Origin of the sequence: Acidovorax sp. T1 (assembly GCF_002176815.1) — a bacterium.
Lineage (GTDB): Bacteria > Pseudomonadota > Gammaproteobacteria > Burkholderiales > Burkholderiaceae_C > Acidovorax.
Window position 1 is genome coordinate 42,854 of the sequence record NZ_CP021650.1, and the last position, 20,227, is coordinate 63,080.

The window sequence follows — 20,227 nt, forward strand, 5'->3', positions numbered from 1 at the left end:
GGCTTACTCGGTATCGCGCCGGAATTTTCGGCGGTTCCGGCTTAAGTCGGTTCGCTGTTCCATTGCGCCGGGATGGCGGCACATGCGCCGCCTTGTCCGTCAAACGATCATTAGTCGGCCAAGCCGGTCACTGTCCGGCAATGCGCTTGAATAACGGGTTGTCGGACATTATGATAGGCGGACGGAAAAACGGACAAAAGGGGCGGTAATGGCACTCATCGGCTATGCGCGGGTATCGACGGCTGAACAGGACACCGCCTTGCAGACGGATGCACTGCGCAAGGCGGGCTGCGAGCGCGTCTTTGAGGACACGGCTTCCGGGGCCAAGGCCGACAGGCCCGGCTTGGCCGCCGCGCTGGCCTATCTGCGCGACGGCGACGTGCTGGCCGTCTGGCGGCTGGATCGGCTCGGGCGCTCGATGCCACACCTCATCGAGACAATCGGCGCGCTGGAAGCGCGTGGCGTCGGCTTCCGGTCGCTGACAGAAAGCATTGACACCACCACACCGGGCGGGCGGCTCATCTTCCACGTGTTCGGCGCGCTGGGCCAGTTCGAGCGCGACTTGATCCGTGAGCGCACCAAGGCCGGGCTGACCGCTGCCGCCGCTCGCGGGCGCAAGGGCGGGCGCAAGCCGGTTGTCACTGCCGACAAGTTGCAGCGGGCGCAGGAGCATATTGCCAACGGGCTGAACGTCCGGGAGGCTGCTACACGGCTCAAGGTGAGCAAGACGGCCCTATACGCCGCGCTGCAAGGCGGGAGCGAGCAACCATGAGCCGCAAGCAAAGCAGTGCCTTCGTCACGACCAGAAAGGGCTTTTGCTATCTCACGGTCAAAGTCGGCAGGAGCAATTACAACATCATGCGGATTCGCAATTACACGCTTGAGCCGCAGGACAAGCGAGACATGCGCCGGTTGTATCCCGACTATCTCTTTGACTGGAAGAAGATCGGCCAGCAGCTTGCCGAAAAGATGACCTTGCCCCCGGAAAGTGGAGTTCTTGAGCCTTGTTCAAAATACGACCAAGGAGTCAAGAAATGTCAGACAAGCAAGTTCGAGCGCAGTACACGCGGGAATACAAATTGGAGGCGGTGCGTCAGGTCAAGGGTGGGCAATCCATTGCTGCCACAGCCAAGGTATTGGGTATCCCCAAGGCCAGCCTGAGCAACTGGGTACGCCGCGGCGCCAAGGGTGATGTGGGCGGTGTAGGAGACAGACCTGCATCCGTCACGCCTGAGCAAATGGAGCTGGCGCGCCTGCGTGCTGAGGTTGCCAGGCTTCGAATGGAGCGAGACATCGCAAAAAAAGCCGCGGCGTACTTCGCGCAGGACACGCTGCGAGGTACGCCTGGATTTACCAAATGAGAAACCAGTATCCAGTGAGCATCTCCTGCGAAGTGCTGGAGGTCAGCGCCAGTGGCTATTTTGTCTGGCAGCGCCGCCGTGACGCTGCTCGCCCAGGGCCTGCTGGCCGCCATAGCGACGAAGCCTTACTGGCCCACATGCGTGCAATTCACATAGAGGTCAAGCAGGAGTACGGCTGGCCGCGTATGCACAAGGAGCTGCTTGCACGCGGGATTCGTGTCGGTAAAGAGCGGGTACGTCACCTGATGCAGCAGCACGGCATCAAAGCCAAGACCAAGCGCAAATTCGTGGTGACCACGGATAGCCGGCACAGTCTGCCGGTGGCGCCCGACCTCGTGCAGCGGCGCTTCAATCCCGAGGCGCCCAACCGGTTGTGGAGTGGCGACATCACCTACATCGCTACCGACGAGGGGTGGTTGTACCTGGCGGGCGTCATTGATTTGTTCAGCCGTCAGGTGGTGGGCTGGAGCATGCAAGCCCATATGCAAGCCAGTCTAGTCAAGGATGCGCTCACCATGGCGTGGTTCCGGCGCCGCCCTGAGGCTGGCCTCATCTTCCACAGCGACCGTGGCAGTCAATATTGCAGCCACGAATTCCAGGACACGCTACGTGTCTGGGAGATGCGCTCATCGATGAGCAGGAAGGGTAACTGCTGGGACAATGCACCGACCGAAAGCTTCTGGGGCAGATTGAAAACGGCCAGCCTGTACGGCAGGAAGTTCGCTACCCGGCGTGAGGCCATGGACGCGGTGCTGGACTGGATGGCTTTCTACAATCACCGACGATTGCATTCGACGCTGGGATACCTCAGCCCGATGCAATATGAGCAACGCTGGTACGAGGCACAGCGTAAAAAGGCCGCGTAATCCGTGGGCTAAGAACTCCAGCAAACAGGGGCAAGGTCACCAAGGCCAAGGAGGTGATGCTGGAGCGCACCCACATCCCCGAATCCCCCTGGTGGGTGGTGCAGGCCAACGACAAGAAAAAGGCCCGCCTGAACTGCATTGCCCACCTGCTGGAGCAAATGCCCTACAACGAGGTGGAGCGCACCACCATCACCCTGCCAGAACGCGAGCGCCACGAAGACTACGTGCGCCAGGCCGTGCCAGCCGACATGATGGTGCCGGAGCGTTACTGATCGGTCAGATCAGCGACTTGCGGATGCGGGCGGACACCAGGTCGATCAGGCTGACGGTGACCACGACGATGATCATCACCGCCGCGGTCTGGGCGTACTGAAAACCGCGGATGATTTCCCACAGCACCACACCAATGCCCCCCGCGCCCACCATGCCCACCACCGAGGCAGAGCGCACGTTGGACTCGAAGCGGTAAAGCGCAAACGAAATCCACAGCGGCATGACCTGCGGAATCACGCCGTAGACGATTTCGTGCAGCAACCCCGCCCCGGTGGAGCGGATGCCTTCCACCGGTTGCGGGTCGATGGCCTCCACCGCTTCGGAAAACAGCTTGGCCAGCACCCCGGCGGTGTGGATCCACAACGCCAGCACACCGGCAAACGGCCCCAGGCCCACGGCCACCACGAACAGCATGGCAAACACCATCTCGTTGATGGCCCGCGCGGCGTCCATCAACCGGCGCACGGGCTGGTGAATCCAGGCCGGCGCGATGTTGCTGGAGGCCAGCAGCGCCAACGGCACCGAGGTCACCACCGCCAGGGCCGTGCCCCACAGCGCAATCTGCAGGGTGACCACCATCTCGTCGATGTACATGCGCCAGTCGGCAAAGTTGGGCGGAAAGAACTCGGCCAGGTAGGTGGCCATGTTGCCCGAGTCCCGCCACAGGTCCAGCGGGCGCATGTCGGCACCCCGCCAGGAGGCCGCCAGCAAGGCCAGAACCACCCCCCAGCCCCCATACCAGAGCCAGCCTTTGCGGGGTTCGTTCAACACAGGGGTGCCCAAGGGGGCAAGAGAAGTGGTCATGGCCTGTTCCCGGGGGCTGTCGTCAGTTCTTCAGGGCGGCCAGCTGCTTGTCGATCTCGGCCAGCTTGGCTTGTTTGTCGGCGTCGGACAGGGTGGTGTCGGCCTCCAGCTTGTTGCGCTTGCCAAACAGGTCCAGTTGGCGAATGGGCACCAGCTGGGCGTTGGTGGACGGTTTGAAGCCGGAGATCTTGTTGATCTTCATCAGCACCTCTTTCTCACGCGCGTCCGTCTTGCCGTAGTTGAAGAGGAAATCCTTCAGCTTGGCCTGGGTGGCTTCGGGCAGGTCCTTGCGCCACACCAGGGGGTCGGACGGGATCAGGGGTGAGGTCCAGACGATGCGCAACTCCTTGAACTTTTCGGGGTAGTTGGCCTTCAGGCGCTCCAGGTTTACGCTGCTGTTGGTGGCCACGTCCACCTGTTTGTTGGCCACGGCCAGCGCGTTGGTCTCGTGGTTGGCGTTGCGCACCACCTTGAAATGGCTCTTGGCGTCGATCTTATTCTGGGCAAACACATAGAAGCCCGGGACCACAAAGCCCGAGGTGGAGTTGGGATCGCCATTGCCAAAGCTGTAGCTTTTGCCGTTCTTCAGCACTTCGTCCAGGCCCTGGATGGGGCTGTCCTTGTGCACGATCAGGTGCGAGTAGTAGCCCTGGGTGCCGTCGGCGTTGACCATCTGGGCAAACACTTCGCCGTTGGCGCGGTCCACCGCTTCAATGGCCGATTTGTTGCCATACCAGGCCAACTGCACCTTGTTGAAGCGCATGCCTTCGATGATGCCGGCGTAGTCCGACGAAAAGAACGCCTTGACCGTGAAGCCGGTCTTCTTGGCCATGTCGTCCAGCAGCGGCTGCCAGTCGGCTTTGAGGGACTGGCTGGACTCGGTGGAAATGATCCCGAAATTGATGTCTTCGGCGTGTGCCAAGGTCAGGCCCAGGGCAAAGCCCATGGCCACCGCAAGTTTCTTCAGCATGTGAACTCCAGTGATGAAAGGGGAAAAACGGGGAAGCAGGAAAAGCGTTCAGGCCGCTTGCGCCAGGGGCAAGGGCATGCCCGCCCATGCGGGCGACGGCGAACCGGGGCTGGGTGCGGCAACCTCCGTGGCATTCACGGGCGGCAACAGTTCTTCCACCTGCACGCCATACAGCTCGCGCAGCAACGACGGGGTCAGGGCCGCAGAGGGGCCGTCGTACACCACCCGCCCTTGGTGAAGGGCCACCACCCGGGGGCAGTACTTCATGGCGACGTCCACCTGGTGCAGCGACACCACCACGGTGACGCGGTCCTCGCGGTTGACGCGGGCCAGAATGTCCATGACCTTGCGAGACGACTCGGGGTCCAGCGAAGCAATGGGCTCGTCCGCCAGCACCACCCGTGCGCCCTGCACCAAGGTGCGTGCAATGGCGGCCCGCTGCTGTTGCCCACCCGACAGGGTGGATGCGCGCTGGGCGTGGCATTCGGCAATGCCAACACGGCCCAGGGCTTCCAGAGCCAGGTGCTTTTCATGGGTCTTGAACCAACGCACCCAGCCGCGCCACAGCGGCGTGCGGTGCAACAAGCCCACCAGCACATTGGTCAACACGGGCAACCGGTCCACCAGGTTGAACTGCTGGAACACAAAACCCACCTGCGATCGCACCCGGCGAATGTCGCGGCTCAGCACCCCTTGGCGCTGCACGCACTGCCCTTCAATTTCAATCAGCGATTCGCTGTCGGCGTCGGCCACCACCAACCCGGCCACATGGCGCAGCAGCGTGGACTTGCCCGAACCCGACGCGCCAATGAGGGCCACCATTTCGCCCTGCTGGATGTTCAGGTGAATGTCACGCAGCGCGTGTTTGCCGTTGGCAAAATGCTTGTTCAGGTTTTGAATGCGCAGGGCGGTGGACATGGGCTCACTCCGTGGATGGCAAGTCGTCTAGACAACTCGCAGTGTCAAAGCCCTGTGTGACAGGCATTTGAAGCTTGCGAGAAGCTTTTGTGGCACCCATCCAGCACCCCCTCCACCAGCACCCCGGCGTGGTCACTGGGCATGACCCCCACCCGTGCGTCAATGCCATCCAACACCACCCGTGCCGCACGCCAGGTCAGCGCCGGGCAGGGTCGGTCCACCACATGGTCCAGGTCCTGCGAAGCAGCGCCCGAGGCGGGGCAGGTGCTTTTGGGGTGCAGCCCCACCGAAGCAGCCACATCACGCCAGCCCTCCACGCCCATGGGGCCGCGCAAAGACGGGTCTTCCAACGGCACATTCAAGTCCCCGCACACCAGCAGTGGTGCATGGGCAGGCCACCCGTCAACGGCGTGTGTCAGCAAGGTCTGCCACTGCAACTGTCGCAGCGCAGGCCCTCTCTCACAGGGGCCGAGGTGGGTGAGATGGGTGTTGACCAACCGAAGCGGCTGACCGTGGACGTTCAGGTCACAGCACAACGCCAGTCGCTCCCCATCGGCACCGATGGAGGGCAATGGCCAGAGCCGCTGCTGTGCCACGGGCCACCGGCTCAGCACGGCCAAGCCAGACTCGCTGTCCACCCATTGGCCGCTCATCCACCGGCGCTTGCGGCGTGCGGGGGCAAAGACCAGGTGCATGCCCAGCGCCTGGGCCAGGGTGCGTCCCGTGTGCACCCCCACCTGAGGGGCGTGGAACACCTCCTGCAAGGCCACCACATCGGCCTGGAGTGCCCGCAACTGGTGGACCATGGCCTGAAGGCGAAGGGCATAGGGGCCATCGCCTTTCCAGGTGTTCAGCGTCACCAGCCGCCAGGGGCGGCCAGCGGACGCATCAGGACTGCACGGCGGGCCCATACCGGTGCAGAAAGCGGCGCAGGTCCGAAAAATCGGGCAGGCGTTCTGCCAGGGTCTGGTGGTCCCAGTCCCACCAGGCGGTGGCCTCCAGGGCCTGGGCAATGTCGCGCGCAAAACGCATGCGCAACACCCGCGCCGTGGCCCCGGCCACGATGGCATACGCCGGCACATCCTTGGTCACCACGGCGTTGCTGCCCACCACGGCCCCATGTCCGATGCGCACCCCCGGCATGATGACCGCGCCATGCCCGATCCAGGTGTCGTGCCCGATGCTCACGCGCTGACGCCGCCGCCATTCAAAAAACACGTCGTCATCGGCATCGGCCAGGCCATAGCGGCTGAGCCGGTAAGTGAAGTGGTGCAGGCTGGGACGCTCCATGGGATGGAAGCCCGGGTTGATGCGCACCATGGCTGCGATGTTGGAGAACTTGCCGATGTCGGTGGACATCAGCTCGCAGCCCCGACCGATGTAGCTGTAGTCGTCCAGCACGCTGTCGCCCATGTGGACGGCATCGCCCACTTCGGTGTAGCGGCCCAGCAGGCTGTCCTGCACCACCGCGGTGGGCGACAGCGAGGGTGCTTCGGTCAGGCGGGGGCGTGGCTCGACGTTGTGGGCCGCCACGTGGGTGAAGCGGCTCGCGGCGGGAGAGGGAGCGGTTGCGGTCATGGCCTACACCGGTTCAAAGCACCCGCTGGCCTTCGCGCCACACGGCCCGCACCACGGCGTGGTGGTGGCCGTCGGCCACCTCGACCACGCGCACCTGCACCAGATCGGCCCGCAGGCCCACGGCCAGTTCGCCCCGATCGTTCAAGCCCACCGAACGGGCGGGGTTGCGGGTGACGGTGGCCACGGCCTGCGGCAGGCTCAGGGGCCCTTCGTCCACCAACTGCAGGGCAGCGGTCAGCAGGCTGCCGGGCACGTAGTCGCTGGAGAGAATGTCCAGCAGCCCCAGGCGGGCCAAGTGCGACGCCGCCACGTTGCCCGAGTGCGAGCCCCCGCGGACCACGTTGGGCCCGCCCATCACGGTGGCCATGCCACGCTCACGGGCGGCGCGCGCCGCCAGCTCGGTGGTGGGGAACTCGCTCACGCTCACGCCTTCGGCATGCGCCTCTTCCACATGGGCCAGCGTGGTGTCGTCGTGGCTGGCCAGGGCAATGCCGCGGCTGTGGGCGTAGTCCACAAAATGGCGACGGTGGGGGCGCACGTAACGCTCCTGCATCTCGGCGGCTTCGGCCACCTTGCGCAGGAACTTTTCTTCGCTCCAGCCTTTTTTGCCCAGGTAGTAGACCTTGGCGTGGGTCAGGTCCTCCCACTGGCGCTGGCCTGGGGTGTGGTCCATCAGCGAGATGATGCCCACCCGGGGGTTGTCAATAAAAGGAGCAAACAAGTCAATGGTGTTGGGCGCAGGAAGCTCGCAGCGAACATGAAAGTGGTGATCCGCCCGCAACAACCCACGGTCCATGCAGCGTTGCAAGTTGTCCACCACCCCGGTCCAGGCGCTGCCGCGCAGGCTCTCGGTGTCGGCCTCGCCCACGCCCAGCGCGTCGAACACCGTGGTGATGCCCGCGGCGGCAATCTCGGCGTCGTGGGCCAGCAGGGCGGGCAGCTCGGGCCAGTTCACCTTGGGCCGGGGCATCAGGTGCCGCTCGAAGTTGTCGGTGTGGATTTCCACCAGCCCGGGCAACAGGTAGTCGCCCGCCAGGTCCAGCGCCCCCAGGGGCACCGCAGCGCCGCTGTCCACGGCGGCAATGCGCCCGTGGCGGACCTGCAAGGAACCGGTCACCACCTCGTCGGCCAGCACCAGGCGGGCGTTGGCCAAGGACAGTTCCGGGGCATTCAGTGCCGAAGGATCGGCCAGGGGCAGTTCACGGGGGGCGTTCATGCGGACTCTCCGGTCAAGGCAGGTTCAGACGTGTGGCGGAACGACGCCACGGGCACGCGGCGGGTGGCCACGGCATCGGCCACGGCGCGGTCGTGAAAAATGCCCAGCAACGCCGCACCGCGTGCACGGGCCTCGCCGATCAGCTCGATCACCGTCTGGGTGTTGGCCGCATCCAGCGAGGCGGTAGGCTCGTCGAGCAGCAGCAGCGGGCGGGGTTTGATGAGGCTGCGCGCAATGTTCACGCGCTGCTGCTCGCCACCCGAGAAGGTGGCGGGCGGCAAGGCCCACAGACGCTCGGGGATGCGCAGCCGTGCCAGCCACTGGCGGGCCTGTTCGCGGGCGGCTTCCAGGGCTTCGGGGTCTCCCGCTGCGTCTTCGGCCAGCGGTTCGGCCACCACGTCCAAGGCCGACACGCGGGGAATGACGCGCAAGAACTGGCTCACGTACCCGATGGTGTGCTGCCGCAGCGACACCAGCTCGCGTGGGGTGGCCTGGGCCACGTTCAGGCGCTGGCCATCGGCCTGGCGCACCCAGATGTCACCCGCTGTCGCGCGGTAGTTGGCGTACACCAGCTTGAGCAGCGTGCTTTTGCCCATGCCCGAAGGGCCATCGAGCACCACGCATTCGCCCGCGTGCAGGCTGAAGTCGGCCCGGTCAAACACCGGCAGCACCGCGCCGTGCTGGTGGTGCAGGGTGAATCGCTTGGCCACGCCGACCAGTTCCAGGATGGGTTGGGATTCGCAAGGGGTCATGGTTGCAGCACCGAAGAAACCAGCAGTTGGGTGTAGGGGTGTTGGGGGTCGTCCAGCACCTGATCGGTCAGGCCCTGCTCCACCACGCGGCCCCGCTGCATGACCATCATGCGGTGGGCCAGCAGGCGGGCCACGGCCAGGTCGTGGGTGACGATGACCACGGCCAGCCCCATCTGGCGGGTGAGCTGGCGCAGCAGGTCCAGCAGCCGGGCCTGCACCGACACGTCCAGGCCCGAGGTGGGCTCGTCCATGAAGACCAGCCGCGGTTGGGTGACCAAGTTGCGGGCAATTTGCAGGCGCTGGCGCATGCCGCCCGAAAAGGTGCGGGGCGTGTCGTCCATGCGTGCAGGGTCGATTTCGACCCGCTGCAACCACTCCGTGGCCGTCTGGCGCAACTGGCCATAGTGCAGCTGGCCCAGGCCCATGAGCCGCTCGCACACGTTGGCCCCGGCGGACACGTCCATGCGCAGGCCGTCGGCGGCGTGCTGGTGCACAAAGCCCCAATCGGTGCGGGCCAGCAGGCGCTGCTGGGCTTCGGTCAGGGCGTGCACGTCCTGCAGGCCCACGCCGTGCATGTCAAACCACACCTGCCCGGCGTCGGGCATCAGGCGGGCGGCCACGCAGTTGAGCAGCGTGGTCTTGCCCGAGCCGGATTCGCCCACCACGGCCAGCACCTCACCGGGCCAGAGTTCGAAGCTGGCTTCGTGCAGGGCCACCTGGCTCCCGTAGCGCTTGTGCAGCCCGCTGACGCGCAGCAGGGGCCGCGGTGACATCTGAGAATGCGTCATGACGGCTCCTTGGGCGTCTGAGGAAACGGCTGTTGGGGGTCGATGGCAAAACTGACCCCGTGACGTTGAAAACCCAGCGACTCGTAAAACGCATGGGCCGCCTCGCGCCGCGCGTTGGACGACAGCGCCAGCTTGTAGCAACCCGCGGCAGCGGCTTCGGCCACCGCGTGGGCCATGAGCTGACGGCCCAGGCCCTGGCCGCGGCGCTGTGCGGTCACCACCACGTCTTCGGCAATGGCCGACGGGGCCCCGCCGTGCGCCAGGTTGTGCATGACCAGCAGCGCGTAGGTGGCCACCACCTCGTTGCCCTCGCACGCCACGAACAGGCGGTAGTGGGGGTAACGCGCAAACTGCGCCAGCATGGCCTCGGCCTGCGCCAGCGTGAGGGTGTCGGCGTCGGCCAACCCGGGTTGCTGGTACAGCGCCAGCACGGCGGGCAGGTCAGCGGCCTGGGCCTGCCGGATCTGGAGGGCGGAGGTCATGCCTGCCCCTCCTCTGCGGTGGGTTGCGTGGTGCACGCAGCGGCTTCGGACGCCTGTGCGTCCTGCTGCGCCGACTGACGCTCGGCGCAGTGGTCCGAGTCGGAGCAGACGTGCAGGCGGGTGCCCGCGTCGTCGGTGATGATTTCGTCCAGGAAGGTGTCGGTGGCCCCGCACAGGGCACAGGGCACATCCCAGCGCTGCACCTCGAAGGGATGGTCGTCAAACCCCAGGCTTTCCACCGGGGTGTACGGCGGCACGGCGTAGATGCGTTTTTCGCGCCCGGCCCCGAACAGCTGCAAGGCCGGGTTGAGGTGCATCTTGGGGTTGTCGAAGCTGGGAATGGGCGAGGGCGACATGACGTAGCGCCCGTTCACCCGCACCGGGTGGTCGTAGGTGGTGGCAATGTGGCCATGGCGGGCGATGTCCTCGTACAGCTTCACGTGGATCAACCCGTACTCGCCCAGCGCGTGCAGGGTGCGGGTTTCGGCCTCGCGGGGCTCCAGCCGTTGCATGGGCTCGGGCACCGGCACCTGGTACACCAGCACCTGGCCCTCGCGCAGCGGCGTTTCGGGAATGCGGTGGCGCGTCTGGATCAGCGTGGCCTCGGGCGTGCGGGTGGTGGTGGATACGCCCGTGGTGCGCTGGAAGAAGCGGCGGATGTTGACGGCGTTGACCGTGTCGTCCGAGCCCTGGTCGATGACCTTGAGCACGTCGTCCGGGCCGATCACCGACGCCGTCACCTGGATGCCGCCCGTGCCCCAGCCATAGGGCAGCGGCATCTCGCGCGACCCGAACGGCACCTGGTAGCCCGGGATGGCCACCGCTTTTAGGATGGCGCGGCGGATCATGCGTTTGGTTCGCTCGTCCAGGTAGGCGAAGTTGAAGCCTTCAGCCGTGGGGGTGGTGTTCATGCGGTTTCCTCCTGCGCCTGGGGGGCGTGTTCGGCGGTCTGGCGCATGCGGCGCACCAGGTCCAGCTCGGCTTGAAAGTCCACGTAGTGCGGCAGCTTCAGGTGCTGCACAAAACCCGACGCCTCCAGGCTGTCGCTGTGCGACAGCACAAACTCCTGCATCTGCGCGGGTGATTCGACGGCCTCGCCCAGCTCGTCGGCGCGCAAGGCCCGGTCCACCAGGCTCATGGCCATGGCCTTGCGCTCGCTGTGGCCAAAGGCCAGGCCATAGCCGCGGGTGAACTGCGGCGGCTGGGTTTTGCTGCCGGCAAACTGGTTGACCATTTCGCATTCGGTCACCGGCAGGTCGCCAATCGACAGGTCAAAACCCAGCTCGTCAGGGGCAATGACCAGCTCCACGGTGCCAAAGCGGATTTCGCCCACAAACGGGTGGGTGTGCGAATAGCCCCGCTGGGTGGAGTACGCCATGGCCAGCAAAAAGCCCTCGTCCCCGCGCGCCAGGTTTTGCAGGCGGGTGGCACGCTGGGCCGGAAAGCGCAGGGGCTGACGGGTCAGGTCCACGGGCTGGGGGTCGCCCGGGGGCGGTTCGCGGCGCTCGATCAGGCCCTCCTGGTCCAGCAGGTCCACCACCCGCGGTGTGGCCACGGGCTCGGGGGTCTGCGTGGCGGTGGGGGCCTCGGCGGTGGCGCGTTCGGCACCGTCGGCCAAGAGGGAAAAGTCCAGCAGGCGCTGGGTGTAGTCGTGGGTGGGGCCCAGCACCTGTCCGCCCGGCAAGTCCTTGAACGTGGCGGAAATGCGGCGCTGCACGCACATGGCCTCGGTCCGCAAAGGACGGCTGGTGCCCAGGCGGGGCAAGGTGGTGCGGTAGGCCCGCAGCAGGAAGATGGCTTCCACCAGGTCACCACTGGCCTGTTTGATGGCCAGGGCGGCCAGCTCGGGGTCGTACACCGAACCTTCGGTCATCACCCGGTCCACGGCCAGGCGCAGCTGTTCACGGATTTGCTCCACACCCAGCTCGGGCACATCGGGGTTGCCCCGACGGTGCTCGGCCAGCATGCGGTGGCTTTGCAGGATGGCGGTTTCCCCACCTTTGACGGCCACGTACATGGTCAGACCTCCTCGGCCACCGGGGTGGCGTTCACATGGATGCGCGTGGTGCGCGGCAGCCCCAGCACCTGCCCGGGGCAGGTCAGCAGCATGTCCACACCACGGGGGAACAGCCCGGCAGCCGATTGGTGCAGCCCGCGCAGGGCCTGCACACGCTCGGGCCCGTCGGCGCTCAGCGCCAGCGGCTGGGGGTGGGGCAGGCCCGGCCCGCTCAGATGCCAGGCACCCGGTGCAGAGGCCCAGCCTTGGGTCTCCACCAACAGGGTGACGGCGGTCTCCGGGCTGGCGTCGGTGCCCACGTTGAGCTCGGACAGTAGGGGCAAGGCATCACCGGCGGCCACCCAGACAAACTGCGCTTGGGCAGCGGTGTCCACCCGCACACAACCGGTGTGAAAGCGCAGCCAATCCCCCACGGCGCCGGTCTGCAACCGAGGCGAAAGCCAGAGGGTGGTTTCGGCGTCCAGCAGCGCCAGCAGCACGCTGGCGGCCTCGCGGCTCACGCCCGCGGGCACCTCGGCGTCGGACACCAGGGCCACGCCGCGCCCGGGGTGCGACCAGGCCGTGAGCACCGCACGGAACACGGCATGGCTGCCGCGAGCGGGATCGGAAAAGCCCGCTCCCGGCGGGGCGGAGGGGTGCATGGCGGTCATTCTTCGTCGTCCTCATCGTTGCCGGCGTCGCTTTCGCGCGCCACGGTGAAAAAGTCCACCCGGGTGCTTTGGGCATCGGCGTGGCGCTGCGCGCGCTGCGTCTCCAGCCATTGCTGCACGGGAGCCAACAGGCGGGCGGTGCCGTCGGGCAGCACCTCAGGGCTTTGCAGCAAGGCATCGGCCAGCGCGGCGAGGCGGGCCTGGCGGTGCGAGCGCCCCAGCACATAGGCCACACCCATGGGGCCGCCCTCCGCACGACGCAGCGCGCAGCGGGTGACGGTCACCTCGCCCAGGTTGAAGCGCTCGCCGGTACCGCCCGCACGGCCCTGGACCATCATCAGCCCGGTTTCGGGCGGGCGCAGCCAGTGCACCGGGTGCTCGCACCAATTCCCCAAGCCTTGCTCCAGCAGTGCCACGGGTGCCCGTGACAGCAAGGCCATCCAGCCAGCGCGATCGGGGCTCGGTGGAGCGCCGGGTTTGTCAAACGCATGAAACATGTCGGTGTTACTCTGCAAGTTGTCTAGACAAATTGAAACGTCCCGCGCAGCTTAATCCGCCTGGATGTAGGTTTCATGACACTGCTTCAAACCACCGAAACACCCCCCTCCGACACCGACGCAGGCTCGCGTCCGCCCATGTGGAGCCAGATTGCCGGCCACCTGTCGGCCGCCATCGCCCGTGGCACCTATGCCCCCGGCGAGCGCCTGCCGCCCGAGCACACGCTGGCCGAGTCCTTCGGGGTCAACCGCCACACCGTGCCACGCGCCCTGGCCAGCCTGTGCACCCAGGGCGTGTTGCGTTCCACCCAAGGCAGCGGCACCTACGTGCAGGCTTTTGCGGTGGACTTGGTGCTGTCACGCCGCACCCGGCACCGCCAGAACCTGGCGCTGGCCGGGTTCAGGGGCAGCCTGCAGGTGCTGACCCACGACGTGGTGGGGGCCAACGCCACGCTGGCGCGCCTGCTGGCCGTGCCTCCGCGCCGCCGCCTGCTGCACCTGTGGGTGATGGGCGATGCACAAGGCCAACCGCTGAGCGTGAGTGAGCGGTTTTTTCCGCTCCAGCGCTTTCCCGACCTGCTGGAAGTGCTACAGAAAACAGGGTCTGTGACCGAAGCCTTTGCCGCCCACGGTGTGACCGATTACCTGCGGCGCGAAAGCCACATCACCGCCGAACTGCCCGACCCTGTGGTGGCCGCCCACCTGCACCAACCGCAAAGCCAGCCGGTGCTGCGGGTGGACAGCGTCAACGTCGACCCGCAGGGCGTGCCCATCGAGGCCGCCACCGCCTGGTTTCCCGCAGACCGCATTTCCCTCACGGTGCAACATGGCGAATGATCCCCACACCCCTTCCCAGGCCCCAGCGCCCCGCCACGCGGTGTACGCGGTCCCCGCGCCAGACAGCCCTTGGTGGCAAGCGGGAAGCCTGTGGCTGGGCCGCTGCGCGGCCACCGGGGCGACGCTGAATCACCCGTGGATGCCGGGCTTCACCCCGGACGAAATGCACCACCTCACCCAAGAGCCCCGACGGTACGGTTGGCACGCCACGTTGAAAGCCCCGGTGGCGCTGGCCGATGGTGTCACCCCGCAACAGTGGTACGACCGTTTGACCACCCTGGCCAACCAGCTGCCCCCCGTGACCCTGCCGCCCTTGGTGGTGCGTCGGCTCGGGCACTTCCTGGCGCTGGTCATCGACGGCGACGACCAACAGGTGCAGGCCCTGGCGGCGGCCTGTGTCACCCGCTTGCACGACCTGGCCGCCCCCCTGTCCGCGTCCGAGCTGACCCGCCGCCGCAGCGCTGGCCTGGACGCCCACCAGGAAGCTCTGCTGCAACAGTGGGGCTACCCCCATGTGCTGGACCGCTTTCGGTTCCACTTTTCGCTGACCGGCCCGCTGAACGGGCTGTCCGACGCACGGGTGGACCGCCTGATGCAGGCGGCCACCGCCTGGTTTGCACCGCTGCCGCGGCTCGCGCTGGACAGGCTGGCCTGGTTTGTCGAGCCCACACCGGGTGGCCCTTTCCGCTGGGAGGCCAGCTGCCCCCTGCGCGGGGCGGACGCATGAACGCCCAGGTCGTGTACGTGCTGGGCCCGTCGGGTGCCGGCAAGGACAGCCTGCAAGCCTGGCTGATCAGGCACTGGCCTGGCCCGGCGGCGCTGCGCCAGGCGCGCCGAACCATCACCCGTGCCGCCGACGCAGGTGGCGAGGCCCACGAAGCCCTGTCGCCACAGGCCTTTGCCACGGCCCGTGCCCGCGGGGAGTTTGTGCTGCATTGGGAAGCCCATGGCCTGTGCTACGGCGTGCGCCACCAGGAGGTGCGTGGCGCTGAAGCAGGCAGCGTGGTCCTGGTCAACGGCTCCCGTGCGCACCTGGACGATGCCCTGCAACAGTTCCCCCGTCTGGCCGTGCTGCACGTCACCGCCAGCCCGCAGGTGCTGCGCGCACGGCTGCTGGCCCGCCAGCGCGAAACCCCCGAGCAGGTGGAAGCCCGTCTCCAGCGCAACCTGGCGCTGCCCGCCGTGCGTCACCCACTCAGCCTGACCGTGACCAACGACGGCACGCTGGACGACGCCGGACAGCAGGCCTTGACCTGGTTGCAGGCGCTGACATCCCCGCCATGCCCGCTGGACACCCGGGTGCACGCAGTTCCATAGGCGAACGCCCGGCCACAATCCGCGCATGGAGACCCCACCCCGCGCCCCCGCCCCGCATCCGGCCCTGCACCCGGCCCCCACGGACTCCGCATGGCAGGTGTTCCTCACCTTTCTGCAACTGGGTCTGACCGCCTTTGGCGGGCCGGTGGCCCACCTGGGGCATTTCCGCCAGGCGCTGGTGGTCCAGCGCCGCTGGATGGACGACCGCCAGTACGCCGACCTGGTGGCGCTGTGCCAGTTTTTGCCCGGACCGGCCAGCAGCCAGGTGGGCATGGCCCTGGGGCTGTGGCGTGCCGGGCGGCTGGGGGCACTGGCCGCCTGGGCGGGGTTCACCCTGCCGTCGGCATTGCTGCTGATCGGCCTGGCCTGGGGCCTGGGGCAATGGGCTCATGCGCTTCACCCGACGCTGCTGCAAGGGGCATTGCACGGCCTCAAGCTGGCGGCCGCGGCGGTGGTGACGCAGGCGCTGTGGGGCATGGCCCGCACCCTGTGCCCCGACACCCCGCGGCGTCTGTGCATGGCGGTGATCGCGGTGCTCGCCTGGGCCTGGCCTCAACCCGGCATGCAGGTGGGGTTGATGGCCGCAGCCGGTGTGGCCTGGGCGCTGTGGGCGCCAACCCCTGCGGCCCCCCACACGGGCACAGCCAGCCCCCCCATGCGTTGGCCCCTGTCACGGCGGGAGGGGGCCCTGTGGCTGGGTGCACTGGCCGCCCTGTTGCTGGGCCTGCCTGCGGCCATGGCGCTGTGGCCGGGCATGGCGCTGGCGGTGGCCGACGCCTTTGTGCGCACCGGGGCCCTGGTGTTTGGCGGGGGCCATGTGGTGCTGCCCCTGCTGCAGGCCGAGGTGGTGCCCAATGGCTGGGTGAGCGATTCGGTCTTCATGGCGGGCTATGGGGCCGCGCAAGCCGTGCCGGGGCCGCTGTTCACGTTTGCGGCCTACCTGGGTGCCGCCCTGGCCCCGGTGGCCAGCAACCTGGACCCGGCCCCCGCCTGGCTCAGCACCCTGGCGGCCCTGGGCTGGGGTTTGCTGGCCCTGGTGGCCGTCTTCACCCCGGCGTGGATGCTGCTGGCCGGATCACTCCCTTTCTGGGAGCAATGGAAGTCCACCCTTCTTGCGCGGAAGGCCATTTTTGGCATCAATTCAGCGGTAGTGGGTTTGCTGGCGGCGGCGTGGGTGGACCCGGTGCTCTCGAGTGCGCTGCACAGCGTGGGCGATGGGGTGCTGGTGATCGCGCTGCTGGGGCTGCTGCAAGGCGGACCGACCCGCGGCAGGGCTGGCACCTCGGTCGAGCCATCGGCAGGCCCGGTGTGGCGGGCATGGCCCGCCTGGGCGGTGGTGGGGCTGGCCTGCGTGCTGGGCAGTGTGTTGGGTGCGTTGCCCGGAATGCTCTGACCGGCGGGTGCCCGCCGGGCTCAGCCCCCCATCCCCGGCACGCACGAGGCTGGGGCCCCCAGGCGCAGGCTCAAGCGCTGCCCCACCTCGCGCAGCGCCTGGGCCTGCGGACTGCCGTCCGACACGTCCATCAAGCCCGACGGACCCATGGCCGCGATGGCCAGCGCCAGCCGCCCAAAGCCGTCGAACACCGGCACCGCCATGGCTGAAATGCCCATCAGCAATTCCTGGTTGACCAGGCTCAGTCCGGTTTGACGCACCCGCGCCAATTCGGCGTGAAAGGTGGCATCGGCCCACGCGGTGGGCTCGCCTTGCGCCACCAGTGCGGCCTGCACCAGGGCAGGCTCCATGAAGGCGGCAAAAATCTTGCCGGTGCCGGTGTGCCGCAGCGACGCCGGAATGCCGTGGCGCATGCTGACGTTGACCGCCCGCGGCCCCTCTTCCACCCGCACGATGATGGGGCCGTTGCCACCCCACACCGCAGCAGAGACCGTCACGCCCAGCGTTTGCGCCAGCGCGGGCAACTCGGCAATGGTCAGGCGCACCGGGTCCACCTGCTGCAGGCTGATCAGGCCCAGCTGCACGGCCAGCTGGCCCAGACCGTAGTGACCCGAGACGGGGTCCTGCTCCATCAGCCCCAGCTTGCAGAAGCTGACCATGTAGGGGTGGGCCTTGGCGGGCGTCATGTCGGCGTCGCGCGCCAGGTCTTTGAGCGCCATGCGGCGCCCCGAGCGGGCCAGGGCCTTGAGCAGCTGCCCGCCCACCTCCACGCTCTGGATGCCACGGGAGGTGCGTGCGCCATCGTCCATGCCTGGTTCGGCATCGGGCGGCAATGAAACGGATTCGGAACGCTTGGACATGCCTTGGATTGTCGCGTCACTGGCCCAGGGGTCACACCCAAGGGTTTACACCTATCGAACGCATTTGACTAAAACAAATTTCAAACCCACAATCGCTTGACATTGATCAAACGAATTCGTTGATTACAAACTCACCCACCACCGAACGCCCATGAACGCCCCCAAGACCTTTGCTTCTGCCGCCGACCTGGAAGTCAAGAAGGTGAGCTTCGACAAACTGTCGGACCACGCCTACGCTTACACCGCCGAGGGCGACCCCAACACCGGCATCATCATTGGCGACGACGCGGTCATGGTGATCGACACCCAGGCCACGCCGGTGATGGCGCAGGACGTGATCCGCCGCATCCGCGAGGTGACGGACAAGCCCATCAAGTACGTGCTGATGAGCCACTACCACGCCGTGCGCGTGCTGGGGGCCAGCGCCTACAACGCCGACCACATCATCGCCAGCCAGGACACCTACGACCTGATCGTGGAGCGCGGCGAGTTCGACAAGGCCAGCGAAATCGGCCGCTTCCCCCGCCTGTTCCAGAACGTGGAAAGCGTGCCCCCCGGCCTGACCTGGCCCACCCTCACCTTCACCGGCAAGATGACCCTGTGGCTGGGCAAGCTGGAAGTGCAGATCCTGCAACTGGGCCGTGGCCACACCAAGGGCGACACCGTGGCCTGGCTGCCGCAGGAAAAAATCCTGTTCAGCGGCGACCTGGTGGAGTTCGACGCCACCCCCTACGCTGGCGACGCCTACTTCAAAGACTGGCCGCAGACGCTGGACAACATTGCAGCCCTGAAGCCCGAAAAGCTGGTGCCCGGCCGTGGCGCCGCGCTGCAAACGCCTGAACAGGTGCAGGCGGGCCTAGCCGGCACCCGCGCTTTCATCTCTGACCTGTACAGCAACGTCAAGGCCGGCGCTGAACAAGGCGAAGACCTGCGCAAGGTGTACGAGCGCACCTTTGCGGCGATGCAACCCAAGTACGGCAACTGGGTCATCTTCAACCACTGCATGCCCTTCGACGTGACCCGCGCCTACGACGAAGCCACGCAGTACCCCGACCCGCGCATCTGGACGGCCGAGCGCGACGTGGCCATGTGGCAGGCGCTGGAAGGCTGACGCCCGCCAGCCCGCGCCACCGCACCCAGGCCAGCCGCTGAGGTTGGCCGCCCCAAATTCAAAGCTTTTTGAGCCTTCCACGCAGGAAGGACGGCATTGTTCGCTCTCAATTTTGAAGGAGACACCCCATGAAACTCGAACGCATCCACCACGTGGCCTACCGCTGCAAGGACGCCAAAGAAACCGTCGAGTGGTACGTCAAGCACCTGAACATGGACTTCGTGCTGGCCATCGCCGAAAACCAGGTGCCCTCCACCAAGGCCCCGGACCCCTACATGCACCTGTTCCTGGACGCGGGTGCCGGCAACATCCTGGCCTTCTTCGAGCTGCCCAACTCGCCCGCCATGGGCCGCGACACCAACACCCCCGACTGGGTGCAGCACATCGCCTTCAAGGTGGACAGCGTGCAGACGCTGGAAGACACCAAGGCCCGTTTGCAGGCCGCTGGCGTGGACGTGATCGGGCCCACCGACCACACCATCTTCAAGAGCATCTATTTCTTCGACCCCAACGGCCACCGCCTGGAACTGGCCGCCGACGTGGGCACACCCGAGATGTACCAAAAGCTCGACGAAGTGAAGTGGGACATGCTGGAAGAGTGGTCCCAGACCAAGCAGGCCCCGCAGCACGCCGCCTGGATGCACGAGCGCGAGTTCAACCCCGCCACCCAGGCCTGAGCCCGGCCCCGCACGCGAAAGCCGCCCATGCTCCAAACCTACACCTACCCCGAATTTGCCTACCGCCAGAGCCCCGAGCAGGCGGCGGGCGAGGTCAAGCGCCACCCGGTGGTCATCATCGGCGCGGGCCCCATCGGCATGACCCAGGCGCTGGACCTGGCCGCCCGCGGCGTGGCCAGCGTGATCCTGGACGACAACAACACCGTCAGCATCGGCTCGCGGGCGGTGTGTTACGCCAAGCGTCCGCTGGAAATCTGGGACCGGCTGGGGCTGGGTGAAGGGTATGCCGCGCGCGGCATCCAGTGGAAAGTGGGCAAGGTGTTCTTCCGCAACGACCTGGCCTACCAGTTCGACCTGCTGCCCGAGGCCCACCACAAGATGCCCGCCATGATCAACCTCCAGCAGTACTACCTGGAGGAAGAGCTGGTCAAGGCCTGCGACGCCCACCCGCTGGTGGACCTGCGCTGGAAGCACAAGCTGCTGAGCCTGGAGCAAACCTCGGGCACCGGTGACGACGTGGCCACGCTCACGGTGGAAACGCCCGACGGCGTGTTCAAACTGCAGGCCGACTGGGTGATTGCCGCCGACGGTGCCAACAGCGACACCCGGCGCATGGTGGGCGCGGACTTCACCGGCCACTTCTTCCAGGACCGTTTTCTGATTGCCGATGTGGTCATCAGCCAGACCGAGTTCCCCACCGAGCGCTGGTTCTGGTTCGACCCGCCCTTCCACCGCAACCAGAGCGTGCTGCTGCACAAGGAGTGCGACAACGTCTGGCGCATCGACTTCCAGCTGGGCTGGGACGACGGATAGGAAATTCAACCGCATGAGGCCAAGTATGGCACGAGTTTTGGGCCTCG

22 protein-coding genes and 2 pseudogenes are annotated in these 20,227 nt (G+C 66.7%); 10 read left to right on the plus strand and 14 right to left on the minus strand.

Annotation, left to right across the window (positions count from 1 at the left end; genetic code table 11):
• The first annotated feature begins 208 nt into the window (after nucleotides 1-208).
• From CCX87_RS20085 to CCX87_RS20100, 3 genes and pseudogenes are all read left to right on the plus strand, one after another.
• On the plus strand, nucleotides 209-772 hold the full coding sequence (locus tag CCX87_RS20085) for a recombinase family protein (protein WP_021561445.1): 564 nt from the start codon (nucleotides 209-211) through the stop codon (nucleotides 770-772).
• 262 nt (nucleotides 773-1,034) lie between these two features.
• Nucleotides 1,035-2,227, plus strand: a protein-coding gene (locus tag CCX87_RS20095; protein ID WP_087748592.1) for an IS3 family transposase whose coding sequence is annotated in 2 segments (ribosomal slippage) — nucleotides 1,035-1,296 and nucleotides 1,296-2,227 — 1,194 coding nt in all. Because the reading frame shifts where the segments join, the coding sequence is not laid out codon by codon here.
• A 38-nt stretch (nucleotides 2,228-2,265) separates the two neighbouring features.
• Nucleotides 2,266-2,499, plus strand: a pseudogene (locus tag CCX87_RS20100) (polyphosphate kinase 2); the annotation flags it as partial.
• Between the two features lie 4 nt (nucleotides 2,500-2,503).
• Here the strand turns inward: CCX87_RS20100 and phnE are convergent.
• Genes phnE through phnG form a run of 13 tightly spaced genes read right to left on the minus strand, consistent with a single transcriptional unit; the run spans nucleotide 2,504 to nucleotide 13,172 of the window.
• Nucleotides 2,504-3,304 (minus strand): phosphonate ABC transporter, permease protein PhnE, encoded by an 801-nt coding sequence (phnE, locus tag CCX87_RS20105; RefSeq protein WP_087748594.1) that lies wholly within the window; start codon nucleotides 3,302-3,304, stop codon nucleotides 2,504-2,506.
• Nucleotides 3,305-3,326: 22 nt separating this feature from the next.
• Entirely contained in the window at nucleotides 3,327-4,274 is a 948-nt protein-coding gene (phnD, locus tag CCX87_RS20110) for a phosphonate ABC transporter substrate-binding protein (RefSeq protein WP_087748595.1), read from the minus strand.
• A gap of 48 nt (nucleotides 4,275-4,322) precedes the next feature.
• Nucleotides 4,323-5,192, minus strand: a complete 870-nt coding sequence (phnC, locus tag CCX87_RS20115) for a phosphonate ABC transporter ATP-binding protein (RefSeq protein WP_087748596.1) — start codon at nucleotides 5,190-5,192, stop codon at nucleotides 4,323-4,325.
• A gap of 44 nt (nucleotides 5,193-5,236) precedes the next feature.
• Nucleotides 5,237-6,052 carry an endonuclease/exonuclease/phosphatase family protein gene (locus CCX87_RS20120; RefSeq protein WP_157667159.1) on the minus strand — a complete coding sequence of 272 codons (816 nt, stop codon included), beginning with the start codon at nucleotides 6,050-6,052 and terminating at the stop codon, nucleotides 5,237-5,239.
• A gap of 28 nt (nucleotides 6,053-6,080) precedes the next feature.
• Nucleotides 6,081-6,770, minus strand: a complete 690-nt coding sequence (locus tag CCX87_RS20125) for a DapH/DapD/GlmU-related protein (protein ID WP_087748598.1) — start codon at nucleotides 6,768-6,770, stop codon at nucleotides 6,081-6,083.
• Between the two features lie 13 nt (nucleotides 6,771-6,783).
• Nucleotides 6,784-7,986, minus strand: a complete 1,203-nt coding sequence (locus CCX87_RS20130) for an alpha-D-ribose 1-methylphosphonate 5-triphosphate diphosphatase (RefSeq protein WP_198314824.1) — start codon at nucleotides 7,984-7,986, stop codon at nucleotides 6,784-6,786.
• The gene (gene phnL / locus CCX87_RS20135) at nucleotides 7,983-8,738 is read right to left on the minus strand and encodes a phosphonate C-P lyase system protein PhnL (RefSeq protein WP_087748599.1); all 756 of its coding nucleotides are present in this window, start codon (nucleotides 8,736-8,738) and stop codon (nucleotides 7,983-7,985) included. Before phnL ends, CCX87_RS20130 begins: the two co-directional genes overlap by 4 nt.
• Nucleotides 8,735-9,526: a phosphonate C-P lyase system protein PhnK gene (phnK, locus tag CCX87_RS20140; protein WP_087748600.1), complete on the minus strand. Its 792-nt coding sequence runs from the start codon at nucleotides 9,524-9,526 to the stop codon at nucleotides 8,735-8,737. Before phnK ends, phnL begins: the two co-directional genes overlap by 4 nt.
• Nucleotides 9,523-10,008: a GNAT family N-acetyltransferase gene (locus CCX87_RS20145; protein WP_087748601.1), complete on the minus strand. Its 486-nt coding sequence runs from the start codon at nucleotides 10,006-10,008 to the stop codon at nucleotides 9,523-9,525. Before CCX87_RS20145 ends, phnK begins: the two co-directional genes overlap by 4 nt.
• Nucleotides 10,005-10,919, minus strand: a complete 915-nt coding sequence (locus CCX87_RS20150) for an alpha-D-ribose 1-methylphosphonate 5-phosphate C-P-lyase PhnJ (RefSeq protein ID WP_087748602.1) — start codon at nucleotides 10,917-10,919, stop codon at nucleotides 10,005-10,007. The genes CCX87_RS20145 and CCX87_RS20150 overlap by 4 nt, the downstream gene beginning before the upstream one ends.
• Nucleotides 10,916-12,025 (minus strand): carbon-phosphorus lyase complex subunit PhnI, encoded by a 1,110-nt coding sequence (locus tag CCX87_RS20155; RefSeq protein ID WP_087748603.1) that lies wholly within the window; start codon nucleotides 12,023-12,025, stop codon nucleotides 10,916-10,918. The genes CCX87_RS20150 and CCX87_RS20155 overlap by 4 nt, the downstream gene beginning before the upstream one ends.
• Nucleotides 12,026-12,027: 2 nt before the next feature.
• On the minus strand, nucleotides 12,028-12,666 hold the full coding sequence (phnH, locus tag CCX87_RS20160; protein ID WP_232476758.1) for a phosphonate C-P lyase system protein PhnH: 639 nt from the start codon (nucleotides 12,664-12,666) through the stop codon (nucleotides 12,028-12,030).
• 5 nt (nucleotides 12,667-12,671) lie between these two features.
• Entirely contained in the window at nucleotides 12,672-13,172 is a 501-nt protein-coding gene (phnG, locus tag CCX87_RS20165; RefSeq protein WP_087748605.1) for a phosphonate C-P lyase system protein PhnG, read from the minus strand.
• Nucleotides 13,173-13,247: 75 nt separating this feature from the next.
• Between phnG and phnF the strand changes: the two genes are divergently transcribed.
• Genes phnF through chrA form a run of 4 tightly spaced genes read left to right on the plus strand, consistent with a single transcriptional unit; the run spans nucleotide 13,248 to nucleotide 16,719 of the window.
• Nucleotides 13,248-14,009 carry a phosphonate metabolism transcriptional regulator PhnF gene (phnF, locus tag CCX87_RS20170; RefSeq protein ID WP_087748606.1) on the plus strand — a complete coding sequence of 254 codons (762 nt, stop codon included), beginning with the start codon at nucleotides 13,248-13,250 and terminating at the stop codon, nucleotides 14,007-14,009.
• Nucleotides 13,999-14,736 carry a DUF1045 domain-containing protein gene (locus CCX87_RS20175; protein ID WP_087748607.1) on the plus strand — a complete coding sequence of 246 codons (738 nt, stop codon included), beginning with the start codon at nucleotides 13,999-14,001 and terminating at the stop codon, nucleotides 14,734-14,736. The genes phnF and CCX87_RS20175 overlap by 11 nt, the downstream gene beginning before the upstream one ends.
• Nucleotides 14,733-15,326, plus strand: a complete 594-nt coding sequence (gene phnN / locus CCX87_RS20180; protein ID WP_087748608.1) for a phosphonate metabolism protein/1,5-bisphosphokinase (PRPP-forming) PhnN — start codon at nucleotides 14,733-14,735, stop codon at nucleotides 15,324-15,326. The genes CCX87_RS20175 and phnN overlap by 4 nt, the downstream gene beginning before the upstream one ends.
• A 25-nt stretch (nucleotides 15,327-15,351) precedes the next feature.
• A complete protein-coding gene (chrA, locus tag CCX87_RS20185) occupies nucleotides 15,352-16,719 on the plus strand; it encodes a chromate efflux transporter (protein WP_087748609.1) in 1,368 nt (455 codons plus the stop codon).
• Between the two features lie 20 nt (nucleotides 16,720-16,739).
• On the opposite strand, the gene CCX87_RS20190 is transcribed toward chrA, so the two are convergent.
• Complete coding sequence (locus CCX87_RS20190) at nucleotides 16,740-17,579, minus strand: IclR family transcriptional regulator (RefSeq protein WP_087748610.1); 840 nt, start codon at nucleotides 17,577-17,579, stop codon at nucleotides 16,740-16,742.
• Nucleotides 17,580-17,730: 151 nt separating this feature from the next.
• Here CCX87_RS20190 and CCX87_RS20195 point away from each other — a divergent pair, with 151 nt between their 5' ends.
• The 3 genes and pseudogenes from CCX87_RS20195 to CCX87_RS20205 all read left to right on the plus strand — a co-directional run.
• The gene (locus CCX87_RS20195) at nucleotides 17,731-18,690 is read left to right on the plus strand and encodes an MBL fold metallo-hydrolase (RefSeq protein WP_087748611.1); all 960 of its coding nucleotides are present in this window, start codon (nucleotides 17,731-17,733) and stop codon (nucleotides 18,688-18,690) included.
• A gap of 128 nt (nucleotides 18,691-18,818) precedes the next feature.
• Nucleotides 18,819-19,367, plus strand: coding sequence for a VOC family protein (locus CCX87_RS20200; protein WP_087748612.1), 549 nt, complete (start codon nucleotides 18,819-18,821; stop codon nucleotides 19,365-19,367).
• Nucleotides 19,368-19,394: 27 nt separating this feature from the next.
• Nucleotides 19,395-20,171 (plus strand): annotated as a pseudogene (locus tag CCX87_RS20205) (FAD-dependent monooxygenase); the annotation flags it as partial.
• Nucleotides 20,172-20,227 lie beyond the last annotated feature (56 nt).

Bases quoted from the DNA above. Each gene is read 5' to 3' on its own strand.
- CCX87_RS20085 (WP_021561445.1), top strand. From the start codon at position 209: ATGGCACTCATCGGCTATGCGCGGGTATCGACGGCTGAACAGGACACC.
- phnE (WP_087748594.1), bottom strand. From the start codon at position 3,304: ATGACCACTTCTCTTGCCCCCTTGGGCACCCCTGTGTTGAACGAACCC.
- phnD (WP_087748595.1), bottom strand. From the start codon at position 4,274: ATGCTGAAGAAACTTGCGGTGGCCATGGGCTTTGCCCTGGGCCTGACC.
- phnC (WP_087748596.1), bottom strand. From the start codon at position 5,192: ATGTCCACCGCCCTGCGCATTCAAAACCTGAACAAGCATTTTGCCAAC.
- CCX87_RS20125 (WP_087748598.1), bottom strand. From the start codon at position 6,770: ATGACCGCAACCGCTCCCTCTCCCGCCGCGAGCCGCTTCACCCACGTG.
- CCX87_RS20130 (WP_198314824.1), bottom strand. From the start codon at position 7,986: ATGAACGCCCCCCGTGAACTGCCCCTGGCCGATCCTTCGGCACTGAAT.
- phnL (WP_087748599.1), bottom strand. From the start codon at position 8,738: ATGACCCCTTGCGAATCCCAACCCATCCTGGAACTGGTCGGCGTGGCC.
- phnK (WP_087748600.1), bottom strand. From the start codon at position 9,526: ATGACGCATTCTCAGATGTCACCGCGGCCCCTGCTGCGCGTCAGCGGG.
- CCX87_RS20145 (WP_087748601.1), bottom strand. From the start codon at position 10,008: ATGACCTCCGCCCTCCAGATCCGGCAGGCCCAGGCCGCTGACCTGCCC.
- CCX87_RS20150 (WP_087748602.1), bottom strand. From the start codon at position 10,919: ATGAACACCACCCCCACGGCTGAAGGCTTCAACTTCGCCTACCTGGAC.
- CCX87_RS20155 (WP_087748603.1), bottom strand. From the start codon at position 12,025: ATGTACGTGGCCGTCAAAGGTGGGGAAACCGCCATCCTGCAAAGCCAC.
- phnH (WP_232476758.1), bottom strand. From the start codon at position 12,666: ATGCACCCCTCCGCCCCGCCGGGAGCGGGCTTTTCCGATCCCGCTCGC.
- phnG (WP_087748605.1), bottom strand. From the start codon at position 13,172: ATGTTTCATGCGTTTGACAAACCCGGCGCTCCACCGAGCCCCGATCGC.
- phnF (WP_087748606.1), top strand. From the start codon at position 13,248: ATGACACTGCTTCAAACCACCGAAACACCCCCCTCCGACACCGACGCA.
- CCX87_RS20175 (WP_087748607.1), top strand. From the start codon at position 13,999: ATGGCGAATGATCCCCACACCCCTTCCCAGGCCCCAGCGCCCCGCCAC.
- phnN (WP_087748608.1), top strand. From the start codon at position 14,733: ATGAACGCCCAGGTCGTGTACGTGCTGGGCCCGTCGGGTGCCGGCAAG.
- chrA (WP_087748609.1), top strand. From the start codon at position 15,352: ATGGAGACCCCACCCCGCGCCCCCGCCCCGCATCCGGCCCTGCACCCG.
- CCX87_RS20190 (WP_087748610.1), bottom strand. From the start codon at position 17,579: ATGTCCAAGCGTTCCGAATCCGTTTCATTGCCGCCCGATGCCGAACCA.
- CCX87_RS20195 (WP_087748611.1), top strand. From the start codon at position 17,731: ATGAACGCCCCCAAGACCTTTGCTTCTGCCGCCGACCTGGAAGTCAAG.
- CCX87_RS20200 (WP_087748612.1), top strand. From the start codon at position 18,819: ATGAAACTCGAACGCATCCACCACGTGGCCTACCGCTGCAAGGACGCC.